Below are 17017 nucleotides of genomic sequence, written 5' to 3' on the forward strand. Positions count from 1 at the left end.
ATAAATGCTATTAATTACATAATTGATATTCCAAATAGGAATGCATAATGGATAAACTCACATGCCTTTCGGTGTTTGCCACCGCAGCACGTTTGGGTAGTTTTACGGCAACCGCAGACGAATTAAACATGACTCAAGGCGCAGTCAGTAAGCGCATTGCCTGGCTTGAACAAGACTTGGGCTTTACTTTATTTAACCGAACACCTAGAAAGATCACACTTACAGATGCTGGGAGTGAATATTTAGCTTGTAGTCAAGAAGTGCTTGAGAAACTGTCGTTAACTGAGCACCAGATCCGTAACGAGCAATCTAAAGTCGTTGGCAAGCTGCGAATTTCTGCTCCCTCGGCGTTTGCCACAAAGCGTCTCGCTGAGCCCTTGAAACACTTTATGGCACTCCACCCCGGGCTCGAACTTGATATCTCAGTGAATGATCAACACGCTGATTTATTCAAAGACAATATTGATATTGCGATCAGGGCTGCTCACCTTGAAGACTCAAACTTAAAAGCAAAAAAATTAATCGAGCACTCATTATGTTACTTCGCCTCTCCCTGTTATCTAGCTGAAAATGGCATACCTCAAAATCCGTCTCAATTACGCAATCATCAATGCATTACCTACTCTTTAATGCGTCCCTCTAATATCTGGAGTTTTGAAGGCAGAAAAGTACAAGTAAACGAAGTGATAAAAAGCGATAGCCCAGACATGATAGTGAAAATGGCACGGTTAGGGGCTGGCATAGCTGCTATGCCCAAATGGATGGTCGCAGAGTATTTTGAAAATGGTGAACTTGTTGAAATTTTACCTCAAAAGCAGGCTTTTTCGCTGCCAATGTATGCAGTTTATAAAAATAGCAATTACATTCCTCACAAGATTGGGGCTTTTATTGATTTCTTGAGTGCTCATTTAAAAGAGCATGAATAGTCTCTTATTCATGCTCTAAAAGGCGGTTAATCCCTTACGTCAAACTCACCATTTGAACGAATATATAAAATTGCAGGTTGTGACGAAGAAAGGTTAAATTTACCAACTCCGTTTAACTCTATATAACTCCCAGCTTCTAATAAATCATTGTCCTTTGAACTAGCAAGGTTTACAGCACCTTGAATGATCACAGCTTTAAACTCTTCTGACATAACATGCACATTACCGCTGAAATCAGCGGGTAACTTTAATAGCTGCCCTTTTGTTCTGCCATCATTTGACTGCCATAAAGGTGCTAAAAACATAGCTTGCCTTGTTTTCAACGCTGTCAGTTCATCTGCACTTTGCCACACCAAATTATCAGCATGAAAGTTGAGTGGATACTCCTGATTATTGAACTGCTTTTCACTTGGCTTAACCAAATAAGGACCACTATCTATTTCCAAATAAATGAGATTTTCATCACCGTTTGCTGCGGTAATGTGATTGCCACCCGCAGGTTGCGTCCAATATGAAGTTGAAGGCATCCATAAATGTTCTGCATTTGGATCTGCATTATGTATTAACCCTTTGATCACAATGCCACGGTAAGAGATATTGTGGATATGCGGAGGTGACGAAAAGCCTTTTTTAAATCGAACAAGCATACCTGTCGCGTTATTTTTTGTTCTGTCCCCCCACAGCTCTGCAGCTCCCGGGCTCTTGGCACCTCGAAGTGGGTTCAGATAGCCCCATTCTACTGATTGCGCTTTAATTACTTTGAGCTCTGCAGTGAAAGCGTTTGTTGATATAAAAGTGAGAAAGAATGTGACTATAACAAGGGTTTTAACTACATGACGCATAAATATTGTGACTCATCGATTGTCGATAGAACACGATTTTAAAGGTTTGCATTAAACTGTTTTAGCCCTGTAGTCACGAAAACAGTTTCAACATTTTTTTGATAATTAATTGAATGGCACTATGTCCTCTTGCCAAAGCTCAGCGACAAAATCGATAAAAGCACGCACAACTGGCGATTGGTAGCTTCTCGATAAGTACACCGCCCAAAGTTGATTATTCTCAATTTTATAATCTTGCAAAATAGGCACGAGCTTTTTCTCTGTTATGTAGCTGCGGGCAATATCATAAGGCAGCCACGCGATGCCCGTACCATTCATTGCAGCTTGCACAAGTGTAGGTACATCATTACAAACTAATGGCCCGCTGACTTTCACCTCTACACTTTGCTCTGCTTTTATAAATCGCCATTTATCATGTGACAAATGTACTAAACAAGGGTGCTCTACAAGCGCCTCAGGTTTTTCGGGGGCTCTATGTTTTTCCAAATACTCTGGAGATGCACAAACACACGCGCCTATCACCATCAGTCGTCTGGCAATCAAGTTTTCATCGGGCGTGTTGGTATATCTGAGCGCAATATCTATGCGCTGTTCAACTAAATTCGAAAAACTATCACTGGCATGAATATCAATTTTAACGTTTGGATGCTGCGCTATGAATTGACTGGCGGCATTGACCAACATATTTTGGGCAAAACCGATAGGACTCGAAATGCGAACCGTACCCGATAATGTTTGCCTGCCTTCGGTACTCTCAGCAATTAAAGCGCTGGTTTCATCGAGAATTCGCTCAAACCTATGTAGAGCTTGCTCTCCATGCTGGGTTAAGCTCACCTTTCTGGTGGTACGATGCAATAACCTTTGTTCTAGCCATTGCTCTAACTCTTGCACATGACGTGTTACTTGAAGACGACTTAAATCAAGACGTTCAGCGGCTTTCGTAAAGCTAGATAAATGCGCCACTTCAACAAAGCTTTTAATGGCAGTAATACGATCCATATTAAAAATTTAGCCCCATCATTAGATAGAAAATGAGAAACAATCTATTTCATTTTCGCTCGATTATTTCATCTTAGTTTTCTTCTAACCTAGACACAACTCAAAACACTTACCCAAGAGGAAAATATTATGAAACTAATCGTATTAGGCGCATCAGGTTGGATAGGCTCTCATATCGTGGCAGAAGCAAAATCAAGAGGTCATGAGATCACAGCGCTAGTTCGAGCACATGATAAATACGACGTACCTAACGTCACCGTAAAGTCATTCGACTTAAATGACGCATCAGATAACTTAAGCGCTTTAATCAGTGATGAAACAGTGTTTGTTGCGGCCATTGGCGGCCGAGCTTTGGGCAATCACGAGATTGTAAAAAATACCGCTAAGCGATTACTCAATGAGTTACCAAACACCAGCATTGAACGTTTGCTATGGGTCGGTGGTGCAGGCTCGCTAGAAGTGGCACCAAACTTAAAGTTAATCGATACCCCTGAATTTCCTGCTGAGTATAAAGATGAGGCCATTGCGCAAGGTGAAGCACTTGACGTGTTTAAACACTCTAGTAGCCCATTAAACTGGACGTTTATTAGCCCTGCTGCTGAGATTTTCCCGGGTGATAAGTTAAACCAATATCGTACTGGTGCTGAGCAACTTATTACCGATGAGCAAGGAAATAGCCGTATTTCAGTCGCCGACTATGCCGTCGCATTCGTAGATGAAATTGAAAAAGCAGCGCACATCAACAAAAGAATGGGTGTGGCTTACTAAGAAAAAGGCCTTGATGTTCAGTGAACATCAAGGCTTCAAGTACTCAAGCTTGCTAGCATAACAGGCTATATTTCTAGCTAATTTACCAAAAGCGATTAAGCTGCTTTAATCGCTTTCTTAACCTTTTTCATCGCCATTTTTTGCTTTAAAGGCGACAAGTAATCAATGAACAGCTTACCTTTCAAATGGTCAATTTCGTGCTGTAGCACAATTGCTAAAAAGTCATCACTTTCAACAAACACTTCTTTACCTGTTCTGTCTAACCCTTTTACTTGCACAGAGGTAAAACGTTCTACATCAGCATAATATCCCGGCACCGACAAACAGCCTTCTTGACCCATCTCTTTGTTAGACCCACTCACCACTTCTGGGTTAATCAATATTAACGGTTCATTTCTTTGTTCAGAAATATCTATGATGATGATGGCTTCTTTACGGCCAACTTGGGTCGCTGCCAGACCAATGCCATCGTCGGTGTTGTACATGGTATCCAGCATGTCATCAATCAAAGTTTGCACACTTTCAAAGTCAGTTACTTGCTCAGCAACGACTTTCAATTTTTCATTTGGAGCTTTTAGAATCTCTAAAACAGCCATTTTACCTCTATGTTTTTTGCTATTGAGTGACTTATTCACACTGAGTTTATTCTATAACGAGTTTACTCAGCTAAATTTTTTCTATTATAACTCTTTTTGTTTTAAGGCTTGAACTGTACTCTCCAACTCTTCGACTCTTTTTTCAAGCGCTTCAATTTTTGTATTTGAGCCTTTCATCGACTTCAAATCTTCAATTATCTTCTGCGGTTCGAACATATAATTAATAATGAACATGAAGACCGCAAGACCTAACATAAATGACACCAGCTCCCACATACCGTTTCCTTATTATTTTTATCAAGTTAATAATTAAGCTCTTCCCCAATTTAGCCGTACTTTTAAATTAATAACAAATCTTAATTGAAGCTAGAACATCGTATTATTATTTTTAGAAGTTTCAGGTACGCGTTGGCTCACACCCCAATGCTCTGCAAACTTGCCATTTTCCATGCGAAACACATGCATAATTGCTGAGCCAAGTGAATCAGGCGTGCGTTTTACATGAAGATGCAACCAAACTAAATCGCCCTCTGATGCGGCACGCTTTACTGACATTGATAACTGCGGAAATTTTTTATAGCGCTTAGCAAAAATTGCTAACAATGCTTCTCGACCATCGGGCACATGGGGCGAGTGCTGAATATAGTTTTCAACAATACAATCTGCTTTCAAAATCTCAAGGCGTTTGGCGGGCTTAAGATCGTTTCGATTCTCTAGGATTTCCATGCAATATAGAGCTTTATCTAAATTTTTTTGCTCTAGCTCTGTTCGTGTCACTTCAGTTGCGAGTGCACTTGTAGCAAAAGTGCTCGAAACAAAAGTACATACAAATAAAGTAAAAATTAATTTTAAGACTGTCATTTAAGCTCCTTTTATTAAATCAACTGCCACTTGTTTATGACTAAGCCATACCTTTAGATATAAAAAGGCGATAGCCAATTCAATCATCACCGCCAGCAAAATGCCTGGCCCTGCTAGCCCCTGTTGAAACTCAAAAACCCCCAACCCAGCAAGTGCACACATCGAAACGGCAACGCTCAGGCATATTGCTTGTCGTGATTCTGAATGCTCAGCATTTCGGCCTACCCATAGCAATATGGCTAATCCCAAAAACAACATTGCCATTCTTCGACCAACAAAAAGTGCTGAGCTGCTTTGCTCTATGCCAAATAAACTAAAGGGGAATTCAGGATAAAGTAAAAATGCTGCAAACAAAGAGCATGCGATTGAGGCGGTAAAAGTGCTTATCTTTTTGAAATTTAACATATTCTTCCTTGAAATTTTCGTCAAACAAGTTGGTTCAATGAGTAGTGTGGATTGCCCTCATTACATTTGTACCCATATTTGCATGCCCATACGCTTATGTAAACTCGTACCTTAGTTAAACTGCTTTTTTGCTTGGTAAGCCAAACTTTTTCCTTGTTTTATCGAATTTGTAAGTAAGCTTATTAATAATAAAACCGCACCAATTAATCCAACTAGACTAAATCGCTCTCCCAAAAAACCAATTGCTAACAGTGTGGCGATGAGTGGTTCAAGTAAGGTGATTAATGTTGCATCACTGGCATTGACATTTTTTAGCCCATAAGAGAACAATAAATACCCACAGAACATAGGTACAATTACCATATAAAGAGACACCGCCGTATTGGTCACTGTTGCGAATAGGTTGTCACCCCAAACTAAGGCAGCAGGGAGTAATATTAATGCTGCAAGCCCAAATAGCCCAGACATTGCAGTCTGTGAGTCAATCTCATGCCCAATTAGCCTTTTAATCGCACAGGTATAACAGGCATAAGTCAAACCTGCGATGCATCCCAATATCACACCAAATTGGTCATTTAAACTTATCAGTGCACTAGTGTTGCCGTGTTGTTTTCCAATTACTAAAAGTGACACTCCAGCTACACCTAAAATAAAACTTAACCACCAGCGCAGCGATACACTTGCTTGACCAGAAAAACGCTCAAATATAACGGTAAATAACGGCGCACTGGCGATAGAAACAATCGTTCCCACCGCAACTCCAGAGAAGGACATCGAGGAATAAAATGCTAATGGATATATGGCAACAGACAGTCCACCGAAAAGCACAAGCTTCGAGTTTTCAATAAACTTTTTGTGATAAAAGAGAAGTTTTCTTAAGTTAGCAAGGATAAACAGTAAGCCAGCACCACCCATTGAAAATGCACCTATGGAAAATGCACTGATATTTGCAGATAAACTCGCAGCTGTTCCTGTTGTGCCCCACACTAAGCTGGCAAAAACGATAGCTGCTACCCCTTTAAAGTATTGAGTGTCATTCATTTATTTTGTCTATTTCAAAAACATTGATGGATAAGAAAATAAACTTTAAAAGACTGTATGTTTTGACAATTCAGACGCTTTAGTTCACTCCAAAGACGCTATTTAACCTGAGCTTAGGTTATTTACTGCTTAAACTTGGTTGGTGATAAACCAAAGAATTGAGAAAACTTGCGACTAAAAGCAGACAAACTAGTGTAACCAACTTGTTCAGCGATTATTTGCAGTGGGTAATCGGTGTGCGTCAGTAGTGCTTGGGCTTTCTTCATTCTTAAACTGGTTATGTACTCCAGTACAGTGATACCTAGCTGCTTTTTAAAGTTCTTTTTGAATTGGGTTGGACTCAGGCAAGCGACCTTAGCTAAGTCTGAGATTATGATTGGCTCAGACATATTTTGTTCTATGTAGAGCAAGGCATTGTTTATCCTGATGTCTAATTTAGGCGTTAAACGTTGCTCACAAAGCAGCAGCTTAAAAGTGTTTAACATCGCTTGCTCTATGGCAGTACTAAGCTCATTCTCTAACTGGCTTTCAATAAATAGCAAATATTGTGAGAGCGGTTTGCTGATTTCGAATACGATATGGGGACTATCTTCGATAAGATCTGGTAGTTTTTTCAAGTCGGCGACAATAAATCGCGCCTCTTTCTCTGCGGTAAAGAGGTGCATCTCATTTGAGCGCACAATAACACACTCCCTGGGTGACACTTTGCCATTAAACGTCCCAACTCGAATATTAATCATACCCTGCAGTGGCAATACTAGTTGGTTATAGCTATGCGCATGCTCTGTCGGGCGAGTGCTATAAGAGCGAATTGATAAGAGATCTTTCATAATCTTATATAAACATTTAGTGACTCAAACCTAAAAGTAACCCTCATTAAAGTCTATAGCATGGTCAAGGTGACCCGGAAAGTAAAACTGCCAACCTTGTTGTTGCTTTTCGTCTAATCGTATTTTAAGTAATTTAACGCTTAAGCAATAAGCTTGTAGCGCATCGACACCATATGCAAACTCATCTATGTCAAATGCATTAATTCGAACCCTACAACGAAAATCGCCACCAGGTAATGGATCAGGCTCTGAAGGTGAAACCTCAATGCACAGCCTAATTTGCTCACCTGATGCGCTAACCGCGACATATTCAGTTTTAACCATAAACTTTATACTTCTCTACTCAATTGACTATGCAAGGTAAAACTGCTTCAGACAATATGTTCATTATTAGCCTTTCGCTATTAATTAATTAGCCATTACCCTTCTAATGCAAACGTAATCTCTAGCGTATACTGCCGCTCTTAACAATTCGGCGGCACTAATAAAAGAGGTATTTATGCATAAGCATCTTTTTCTTGTTTCATTATTAATTTTCATTTCGCTTGCACCAAAATCAATGGCACAAAATAACTCGCTGCCCGCACTTCATCAAGCAGTTATCTCAGGAGATTTAGCAAAAGTTAAAAGGCTAGTGTCTCATGGAGCTGATATTAATCAGCTTGACAGTAAAATGGGCAATGCACCACTCCATATTGCAGCTCAAACAGACCATACAGAGATAGTAAAATATCTTATTGAACAGGGAGCATTTATCAATTTACAAACACCTCGTTCTGGCTTTACGCCTCTTATGGTCGCAGCCTGGTATTCCAAAGAAGCTAATATCAAAGCTTTGTTTGAATACGACGAGCTAAACATTAACCTCAAAACCCGTACTGGTGCGATGGCAGAAGATATGATCGGTGGCTGGGATAGGCATATTGAGCCGCACGAAGCAGAGCTTTATAACCATTTAAACGCAATATTCTTAGCGAAACGAGCTGAATTAGAGCTGCAACTGAGTAAACAAAAAATTTTAAATATCGTTGAAGATAGCGCATTAGACGAAGACGAGAAAGTAAAACGTATCGCTGTTTTGATAAGCAACGGACAAGATGTTAATCAACGCCGCCCTGTGTATTCGAGCCAAAATGATTGGCACACCGCACTACTGATTGCTGCACGTGAGGGTTACAGCAAAATCGTAAAGCTTCTACTTCAGCATGGCGCTGATCAAACTATTCCAGGTTATCCTATGAATGCAATTGCCTTTCATAAAGCCGGTTACATGGGTCATCCAAAGGTTGTTGAATTACTACTAGCAGATAAACTCGCACCTTTGGTGCTTAATGCGCAAGGCCCTAATAACGGCTACACACCGCTTCACGACGCAATATGGCATGGCAACACTGAAGCCGCAAAAGTATTTCTAAAAGGCGGTGCTAAGCAAAACTTGATTACCTACGAAAAAGACACGCCACTGCAACTAGCAGAGCGGTATCAATACGATGAGATTATTAAGTTAATCAAAGGGAGTTTATAGGTTAAATACAAACATCTTCTGTTGGATTAAAAGAAGTTAAATTGGCGACATAGAAAGCCCGTTCAATATATTGAACGGGCTTTCTAATCTAAAGAATAAAACTTTCTAACCGAATGAACGCGCTTTCAAATACGCTTCTCGGCTTTGTACATTAGTAAGATAACGGGCAATATTTTCACGACCTTCTAGCAAGTTTAAGCTACCTGCAATTTCAAGTGTAATAGTCATCATGATGTCGGCCGCTGAGAACTCATCACCAGCAAAGTAGGTTTGCTGAGCGAGTACCGAATCTATGTATGAGAAGTCTAGGTTTAGTTCTTTAGCAATATACCCGTCCATCGGGTTTGTGCCACTGCGCTCTTCCATTTGCATCAGCAAACTTGTGATCACCGGTAAGCCCAAAGAGCCTTCTGCAAAGTGCGACCACTCTACATATTGATAGTAGGCCTTGCTGCCTTTTTCTGGGCGTAAACGTTGCTCTGTGTCTTGGTCAAGAATGTACTCCATAATTGCACCTGATTCACAGATCACTATGTCATTGTGCTCAATGATCGGCGCTTTATTTAATGGATGTACTTTACCTAGACTTGCGGGCGCTAAACGCGTTGCAGCATCGCGTTCGTGTTTCTCAACTTCATATGCCATACCTAACTCTTCTAGCAGCCATAACACGCGGGTTGAACGCGATTGATTAAGATGATGTACTTTAATCATAAATCATTCCTTATTTAACAGATGTTGCTAGCCAATTACTCAGCTAACAATTTCACCAAAAACTCACCTACCGCATGGGCACTTGCTGGGTTTTGACCTGTCACTAAACGGTCGTCTTGAATGACAAACTCATTCCAAGGTTGTACCTTGCTATATTGAGCCGCTTTTCGTGTCAACGCTTCTTCTAATAAGAAAGGAATATCATTGATGGTACCAAAGTCGACTTCTTCTTCTCGGGTGAATGCAGTGACTTCTTTGTCGGCAATTAACAATTCGCCATTGCTGAGTGTAATTGGCAATAATGCAGCTGGGCCGTGACACACTGCTGCAATGATCCCACCCGCTTCATAATGCTTGGCTGCCATTGCTGCGACTTCTTCGTTGCTTGCTAAATCTGACAGTAAGCCAAAGCCACCTGGGTAGAAAATAGCATCGTAATCGTCTACGTTGACCTGAGAGACAGGCACGGTATTGTTGATCTGCGTTTGGAATGACGCGTCACCTAATACTTTATTATTTATCTCGTCACCCTCAATGTCGGTGCCATACAGTGGTGCTTTACCACCTTGAATAGAGACAATATCAAACCCAATGTTATTCGCATTTAATACATCAACAACATGCGTTAGCTCTGGTGCATAGGTACCATTAGCTTGATCTGTACTGCCTAGTGTTGCGTGATTAGTGACTGGAATAAGTACTTTTTTCATGATGATTACCTTAACTCAATGTTGTCATAAAGTTGTTTGTTGCCTTTGTGCAAGCTGCTAAAAAGACGATAAGGACACTGTATATTGTTCCCTATTGAATGATAATTAGCTAAATCAGTGAAACTCTTTTGCTATTTAGCAACAATCAATACAAGTAATTGATTAAAGCTTATAAGATACGACGCAGCCCACAGGAAGATCGCTTTTCTATTTATTTCTTTAAAAACCTAAAATAAAAAAGGCCAGTCGCTTTAACGAATGGCCTTCAATCAAAATAATATAGACAAAGAAAGTAATTAATTCACTTCGTCGTAAGTTGGCAGTGCCGGCATTGCGCCAAGCTTTGCGCAGGTAAAGGCCCCACACTTGACTGCAAACTCAGCGGCATCAATCAGCTTCTCAAGATTTGCGTTCAACTGGGATTGCTTTAATTGCTGCTGAGCTAAAGCGAACAAAAAGCCACTTATTAAACTATCTCCTGCCCCTGTGGTATCAACAGCGTTAATGCTCGGGGTTGCAATTGACTGCGTCTGTTGCGGTGTGATCAATTGCACCGGATTTTTACCATCTGACACCAAGATCACCTGAACACCCAGCGCGCATAATCGCTGAATATATTGCTCTATTGAAAGCGACGCCGCATGGCTTAAATATGCAAGCTCTTCTAAGCTGAATTTTAAGATATCACACAGCGAAAAGCAGGCTTCAACGCGAGCCGGTAAATCAGCTAAATCGTGCCAGAGATTTAATCTAAGATTGACATCAAAACTAATAATTTGCCCATGCGCTTTGGCCTGCTCTAATAGCGCCATATGCGTTGCTGTAATTGACGAGTCCGTTAAGGTATTCGAACAAAAATGGTAAATACCTGATTGCGGCCAATTGAATTCATTAAAGTCATCCATTGATACACTGATATCTGCCGTTTGTTGACGATAAAAGCTAAATTGTCGCTCTTTGTGCTCATCGAGCTGAACAACCGCCAGCGCGGTGTTTGCTGCTTTGATAACCGGGCAATGTGCCGTGTCTACCCCATAATGTTGCAATGTCTTAGCAATGGTCTGCCCGAATGCATCATTCGATAGCCCACCTAAAAACGCACTGTGACCACCTAATTTGGCAAAGCCCACAGCGGCATTGGCGGGCGCTCCACCCACAATGGGAAGCAAAGCTTCGCCATCGTGAGGTAAAAGGTCCATTAATGCTTCGCCAAAGCAAGTTAGTTGCATGGTCGTTTGTTCAGTCATAATAACTCCAACTCAATATGCGGTTTAGAATTGATAGTTCAATGTGAACGACGTGGTACGGCCATTAATGCTTCGTGCGCGAATAATGTCATTAGCTGGTACGCTGCCCTCTTCGGCTTCTGTTATGCCCACCGTATCAAACAGGTTGTTGATGTTTAGTGAGACAGATAAGTTGTCAGTCACGTCATAGCTTGCAAATGCATTAACCTGAGTGTAACCATCGAACTTTAAGTCATTATTATCTTGTGCGTACGCATCTGTGGTGCCGATAAAACTTAAACCAACGGCACCTTGCTCCATGTTGTAACGCGCCATCAGTGAGTAGATAAAGTCAGCTTGACGACGAGGCGTGTTACCAACCACCTCAGGTGTTAACGCATCTTTGGCAATTTCTGCATCCGTCCAAGTCATGTTACCTCTGAAGTCGAATGACCCCACAAAGTAAACCCCATTTAGCTCAATGCCTTTTGCTTCGTATTGGCGATCAAAGAATTTTTGACTGGTTGCTTCAAAGTTTTGCTCTTCTGTTTCAGCATAAAATGCCGTTGCAAATAAACTGCCGTTTTCAAAACGTTGCTTTAAGCCAAACTCATATTGGGTTACTTCATCAATGGCATCTTCTTTGGCCACGCTACCGTCGGCGTTTACTTTACCAAACAGTAATCTATCAGCATTTGCACGTGCACCTTCACTGACACGGCCAAACACAGCTTGTGTTGGGTTGATTTGATAATTCGCACCGACTGAATAGCTGGTGTAGCTCCAGTCATAGTTCACAGCACTTGGGTTTGCGATATCGATGCCAGCTACTTGCTCTTCTGGTTTTGAAATAACACCGTCACCATTAATGTCTCGTTGTGACACTACAGCACCTGCATACGTGCCTTTGGCCTCACCCGAGTCATAACGTACACTTGCATCTAGGGTGATATCGTCAAATTGAGAAGATATCACCAAATAAGGTGCTCGCGTTGAATAGTCTGTGTCGTAGTTACGCTGACAACAGTTGCCCCATGCTGGCGTGCCATAGGCGTACAAACCGTTTTCTGAATATGCAGTACCGTCAGCAGCAAATACATCAACGAGCGCGGCATTATCGCCCTGTAACTCCATTAAATAAGAGTTCCAAAGCCAAGACATGGCAATGGTTTGCTCAGATGCATAAAAACCAAATGTAACTGACGTATCATCGCTTAATGATTTAGTTAACTTGGTGTCATTGACCATTGAGCCGAAATCACGCATTTCAACATCAAAGGTGTGAATACGCATCAATGTGTCGTCATTAAAGGCTGAACCTGCTTGTGGACCGTTTGCATATTGTAAGGTGGCACCTTCTCCAGCAATACTTGCAGCGATGTTCGATGCACTGCCAACTTCAGCAGGGAAAAGAGAATTAAAAGAACCTTTCACACTTGCAACACGAAAACGATTTTCTATTTTCCAATCATTGCTGAGATCAAAACTGGCTTCTACACCCACACTGTCTACTTGTGGATGCATACCATCACGCATATCGCCTTGGCGAATTTCATTATTTGCGCCTAAGCCTTGTGTTTTAATAAAGTACGCTGAGTGTGGTGTATCAGATAAAGCGTCAAAGTTGGCTAACGAATCGCCATTTGAGCGCATTGGCATTGGTAAATAGCTGGTGCTACGGTCGTCTAAATGCTTTAGATACAAACGCACATAACCGTTATCAAACTCTTTGGTTAAATTAGCTTTGATCTGACCGCCTTTATTGCCTGTGTAACCTGTATCTCTTGGCCCCTCACCTTGGCGAACGAAACCACCGATATGAAAGCGCACACTGTCTGATAAATAAGTACCAAATTCGAAGTCAGTTCTGAACTCGTCATAGTCTAAACCAAAGGTTGTTGCGATACTGCCTGACTCGCTGTCACCTGTTTTAGAAATAAAGTTGATGATACCGCCCGGTGCATTACTTGCCGCCGTAGACGCTGAGCCACCACGAATAGACTCGACTGATTGTACAGTGTTGTCTAAACGTAAAAAGATATCAGCATTACCAAATGCAATATCACCGAACTGTAAAATCGGCAGCCCGTCTTCTTGAAGCTGTAAAAACTTAGCTCCACCTGATGCCACTGGTAGGCCACGCACGGCAATGTTTGCATTACCTTCGCCACCCGTCGACTCAGAGCGCACACCCGGTAATATTCTAAATGCTTCAGCGGTGGTTCTTGGTGTTGATACATTGATCTGCTCTGCAGAAATGCTGCTCACTGACACACTAGATGCCATCACGGTGCGACGTTGAGGCACACCAGTAACAATTATTTTTTCTAATTCATTTTGTGGCTTTGCGATATTTGCTTGTTGTTCTTCAGCCAGTGTTTGAGTGCTGATCGCGAGTGCGATAGCGCTTAGGGCAAACCAAGTGGGGTTATGTGTTCTCATAATGTGCCTCATTGTTGTCAATTTAAAGTATGGCACCACGAATGTGGATTTTCTTACTTAATCGATTAAGTAAGTTAGCAAAAATGTCATCTTTTGCAATAAAAAAGTGCTCGATTATTGTGCTTAGTTTATTAAGTGGTTGTTATATATAACAAAAAAGTGTCCAACTCGGTGCATCCAAATTGGCAGATTTGGTGCAGTTGAACACTTTGACAAGGGGATTTGATTTAAATTTAAGTTAAGCGTGAGCTAAACGCGCTTTTGCTGGATCTTTAAAATAGTTGTACAACATGCCTAACATAAGTAATGCAGCAAAGCCGGTTGCCAATGCAAAGCCATATTCAATATGACCAAAGTGATCGCTCACGATACCCATCAATAAAGGCGCAACCGCTGCCGACAACGCGGTGAAGAATAAAATCACCCCAGCGACAGAGCCATGTTGATGTTTTTCAAAACAGGAGATCCCTTTTGAGTTCAGGGTCGGATAAATCATCGACATAAATAAGCCACTCAGTGGCAATGTAAACACAGCCGCATCTACACCAAACAGGTAAGTTGCTAAATAACATAAGAATATCGCGCTACTGAGTGCAAGCATCACGCTCTGCCATGAGAATAAATTCAACAACCATACAGCCATAAATCGACCCACAGCACGCAGCACAAAGAAAATAGTCAACGCATAAGTCGCCAGTAACGTCCAATCACCTTGGTAGGTTTTAAGTAACGTTGGCATCCAGACATAGATCGCGACTTCAGTCGCCACATAAAGCGCAATGGCAGCAGAAAAACCAAGGGCATGCTTGTCTTTTAACATCGCAAGCGTTTGTTTAAAGCTCGCCTGCTCGTTGCTTTTTTTCTCTGTTTTAGCTGGGAAAGACACCTTAAAAGTCGCCAAACATAGCAATACACACATGACACCTGCCAGTAAATATAGGTACTTCCAACTGACGCCAGCAACCAACATATAACTAACAATTGCCGGACCCACTATGGCACCCACAGCAAAGAATCCCTCTACGGTATTCATGGTTTTAGTATGCGCTTTACTTGATGGCGTCAAATCACCAAGTAAGGCCAGCGCCGCAGTTTTAAACAAGCCAATTGCCAGACCTATCATACTTAATAGGCCGACAAATAACGTAAATGTATTGCCGAAAGCAAAACCAAAACACGCCACTGAGAATAATAAAAAGCCAATAATTATGGTGGGCTTATGCCCTATTTTATCTGCTAAAAAGCCAAGGCACAGGCCACTAATGGCAATCCAAATCATGGGCGCATAATGAAAGGCACTGGCTTGTGTCATGGTCAGGTTATATTCGCTGATCAGCTCTGGAATAATCACGCCCACCGCGTCTGAGGTCATCGCAAACATGAAAAACATCATGTAGGTCAACCAGCGAAGCGTCGATAAGTTGTGTGTTGTCATAATGGTTACCTCGAGGGTTAATACCAACTTTATTAAGCGGTTAATTCAGTTGATATAACTGGCTGATCTTAAATAAGTCTAGCCTGAATCAGGCCAGCTTCAGCCAATTTTTATTGTAAATAGTACTTGAATATCTTTGATTGCTGATTAAAGATATAACTTAATCGATTAAGAATCAACTTTGAGATATTGAGTGCGACTATGAAAAACCAAGTGCAATTGATCACCTATGCAGACAGGCTTACAGGGAGTGGCCTACCAGTGTTAAAGCAGATGCTTGACGGGCCACTGGTAGGTCTATTCTCTGGCGTACATATTTTGCCTTTTTACTACCCTATCGATGGTAGCGATGCGGGTTTTGACCCAATTGACCATGCACAAATTGATAGTCGCTTAGGTAGCTGGCCAGACTTAAAAGCGCTAGGGGAAGGCTATGAAATAATGGCTGATCTCATCGTTAACCACGCTTCTGGTCAATCTCCAGAGTTTTTGGATGTGCTTGAAAATGGCACGGCGTCTAAGTATTGGAGTATGTTTTTAAAAGAGCAAGATGTGTTTCCGAATGGCATCACAGACGAAGAAGCCGCCGCTATTTTTAGACCTCGACCTACCAGCTGTTTTACACCAAAAACATTGGCTTCAGGCGAAGTTGTTAATTTCTGGACGACCTTTACCGACAACCAAATTGATATAAATGTTGAAACCGAAGCGGGTAAAAATTACTTAGATAAAGTACTCAACTTATTTGCCAACAATGGAGTGAAGATCATTCGTTTAGATGCCGCAGGTTTTGCTATTAAGCGTGCAGGTACTAGCTGTTTTATGACCGATGAAGCCTTTGCTTTTATTAAACAACTCTCAAAACAAGCCAATGAGATGGGCATGGAAACCATTGCCGAAATTCACAGTCATTATCAGACCCAAATTGCGGTTGCAGAAAAAGTTGACCGTGTGTACGACTTTGCGCTGCCACCACTCATCTTACACACTTTGTTTACGCAAAATGTGGATGCCTTGGTGTCTTGGCTAACCATTGCGCCGCGTAATTGCTTGACTGTGCTCGACACCCACGATGGTATTGGCATTGTTGATGCGGGTCCTGAAGGTGAAAAACCGGGGTTGCTCAATGCAGCACAAGTCGACAACTTAGTTGAACAAATCCATGAAAATAGCAATTCACAAAGCCGTCAAGCGACCGGCGCAGCAGCCAGTAACGTCGACTTATATCAAGTGAACTGCACCTATTATGATGCCCTCGCCCGCAATGACTTAGACTACCTAACAGCAAGAGCTATTCAGTTCTTCTCACCGGGTGTACCGCAGGTTTATTACGGTGGTTTACTTGCATTGCATAATGACATGGCATTACTTGATAGCACCAATGTTGGCCGCGATATTAACCGCAGCTACTTAACGCCAGAAAAGGTCGATATTCAATTACAAAAACCTGTGGTTAAAGCCCTATCAAAACTCATTAAATTGCGTAATGAAAGCCAAGCTTTTAATGGTGCATTCTCTTTGCAAGGCGCTGACAGTTTATTGATCATGGAGTGGGAAAACCAGCAGCACACGGCCTGTTTGAAAATTGACTTTGAAACACACCTAATTGAAATGACCTTTGCTGATAGAAAAGGCGCTAAACGTTTTAATATCGCAGATTTACTTAAGTAACCTGAGCTCTAGATATAGTCTCATAA

At 41.5% G+C, this 17017-nt stretch carries 18 protein-coding genes; 4 read left to right on the forward strand and 14 right to left on the reverse strand.

Features of this window, described 5'->3' with window-relative positions; genetic code table 11:
- Positions 1-47 precede the first annotated feature (47 nt).
- Positions 48-926 carry a LysR family transcriptional regulator gene (locus tag PP2015_RS10965; protein WP_058030373.1) on the forward strand — a complete coding sequence of 293 codons (879 nt, stop codon included), beginning with the start codon at positions 48-50 and terminating at the stop codon, positions 924-926.
- Between the two features lie 26 nt (positions 927-952).
- Here the strand turns inward: PP2015_RS10965 and PP2015_RS10970 are convergent, their stop codons facing one another.
- Positions 953-1768: a DUF4437 domain-containing protein gene (locus PP2015_RS10970; protein WP_058030375.1), complete on the reverse strand. Its 816-nt coding sequence runs from the start codon at positions 1766-1768 to the stop codon at positions 953-955.
- A gap of 105 nt (positions 1769-1873) precedes the next feature.
- Complete coding sequence (locus PP2015_RS10975; protein WP_058030377.1) at positions 1874-2767, reverse strand: LysR family transcriptional regulator; 894 nt, start codon at positions 2765-2767, stop codon at positions 1874-1876.
- Between the two features lie 129 nt (positions 2768-2896).
- Here PP2015_RS10975 and PP2015_RS10980 point away from each other — a divergent pair, with 129 nt between their 5' ends.
- Positions 2897-3535, forward strand: a complete 639-nt coding sequence (locus PP2015_RS10980) for an NAD(P)-dependent oxidoreductase (protein WP_058030378.1) — start codon at positions 2897-2899, stop codon at positions 3533-3535.
- Positions 3536-3630: 95 nt separating this feature from the next.
- On the opposite strand, the gene def is transcribed toward PP2015_RS10980, so the two are convergent.
- From def to PP2015_RS11015, 7 genes are all read right to left on the reverse strand, one after another.
- Positions 3631-4131 (reverse strand): peptide deformylase, encoded by a 501-nt coding sequence (gene def, locus PP2015_RS10985; RefSeq protein ID WP_058030380.1) that lies wholly within the window; start codon positions 4129-4131, stop codon positions 3631-3633.
- Between the two features lie 84 nt (positions 4132-4215).
- On the reverse strand, positions 4216-4407 hold the full coding sequence (locus PP2015_RS10990) for a hypothetical protein (protein WP_058030382.1): 192 nt from the start codon (positions 4405-4407) through the stop codon (positions 4216-4218).
- Positions 4408-4497: 90 nt separating this feature from the next.
- Positions 4498-4992 carry a nuclear transport factor 2 family protein gene (locus tag PP2015_RS10995; protein WP_058030384.1) on the reverse strand — a complete coding sequence of 165 codons (495 nt, stop codon included), beginning with the start codon at positions 4990-4992 and terminating at the stop codon, positions 4498-4500.
- On the reverse strand, positions 4993-5397 hold the full coding sequence (locus PP2015_RS11000; protein ID WP_058030385.1) for a hypothetical protein: 405 nt from the start codon (positions 5395-5397) through the stop codon (positions 4993-4995).
- Between the two features lie 111 nt (positions 5398-5508).
- A complete protein-coding gene (locus PP2015_RS11005; protein ID WP_058030387.1) occupies positions 5509-6438 on the reverse strand; it encodes a DMT family transporter in 930 nt (309 codons plus the stop codon).
- A 122-nt stretch (positions 6439-6560) separates the two neighbouring features.
- A complete protein-coding gene (locus tag PP2015_RS11010) occupies positions 6561-7268 on the reverse strand; it encodes a helix-turn-helix domain-containing protein (RefSeq protein WP_058030389.1) in 708 nt (235 codons plus the stop codon).
- 30 nt (positions 7269-7298) lie between these two features.
- Positions 7299-7592, reverse strand: coding sequence for a hypothetical protein (locus PP2015_RS11015; RefSeq protein WP_058030391.1), 294 nt, complete (start codon positions 7590-7592; stop codon positions 7299-7301).
- Positions 7593-7767: 175 nt separating this feature from the next.
- Between PP2015_RS11015 and PP2015_RS11020 the strand changes: the two genes are divergently transcribed.
- Positions 7768-8793, forward strand: a complete 1026-nt coding sequence (locus tag PP2015_RS11020; RefSeq protein WP_058030393.1) for an ankyrin repeat domain-containing protein — start codon at positions 7768-7770, stop codon at positions 8791-8793.
- 105 nt (positions 8794-8898) lie between these two features.
- Here PP2015_RS11020 and PP2015_RS11025 read toward each other — a convergent pair whose 3' ends face one another.
- The 5 genes from PP2015_RS11025 to PP2015_RS11045 form a co-directional block, all read right to left on the reverse strand.
- Positions 8899-9507: a glutathione S-transferase family protein gene (locus PP2015_RS11025; protein ID WP_058030394.1), complete on the reverse strand. Its 609-nt coding sequence runs from the start codon at positions 9505-9507 to the stop codon at positions 8899-8901.
- A 35-nt stretch (positions 9508-9542) separates the two neighbouring features.
- Entirely contained in the window at positions 9543-10217 is a 675-nt protein-coding gene (locus PP2015_RS11030) for a type 1 glutamine amidotransferase domain-containing protein (protein WP_058030395.1), read from the reverse strand.
- 296 nt (positions 10218-10513) lie between these two features.
- Positions 10514-11464 (reverse strand): carbohydrate kinase family protein, encoded by a 951-nt coding sequence (locus tag PP2015_RS11035; RefSeq protein WP_227009238.1) that lies wholly within the window; start codon positions 11462-11464, stop codon positions 10514-10516.
- Positions 11465-11488: 24 nt separating this feature from the next.
- The gene (locus tag PP2015_RS11040) at positions 11489-13885 is read right to left on the reverse strand and encodes a TonB-dependent receptor domain-containing protein (RefSeq protein WP_058030396.1); all 2397 of its coding nucleotides are present in this window, start codon (positions 13883-13885) and stop codon (positions 11489-11491) included.
- A 238-nt stretch (positions 13886-14123) separates the two neighbouring features.
- On the reverse strand, positions 14124-15320 hold the full coding sequence (locus tag PP2015_RS11045) for an MFS transporter (RefSeq protein WP_058030397.1): 1197 nt from the start codon (positions 15318-15320) through the stop codon (positions 14124-14126).
- Positions 15321-15521: 201 nt separating this feature from the next.
- Between PP2015_RS11045 and gtfA the strand changes: the two genes are divergently transcribed.
- A complete protein-coding gene (gene gtfA / locus PP2015_RS11050; RefSeq protein WP_058030398.1) occupies positions 15522-16991 on the forward strand; it encodes a sucrose phosphorylase in 1470 nt (489 codons plus the stop codon).
- Positions 16992-17017 lie beyond the last annotated feature (26 nt).

The organism is Pseudoalteromonas phenolica (genome assembly GCF_001444405.1).
Lineage (GTDB): Bacteria > Pseudomonadota > Gammaproteobacteria > Enterobacterales > Alteromonadaceae > Pseudoalteromonas > Pseudoalteromonas phenolica.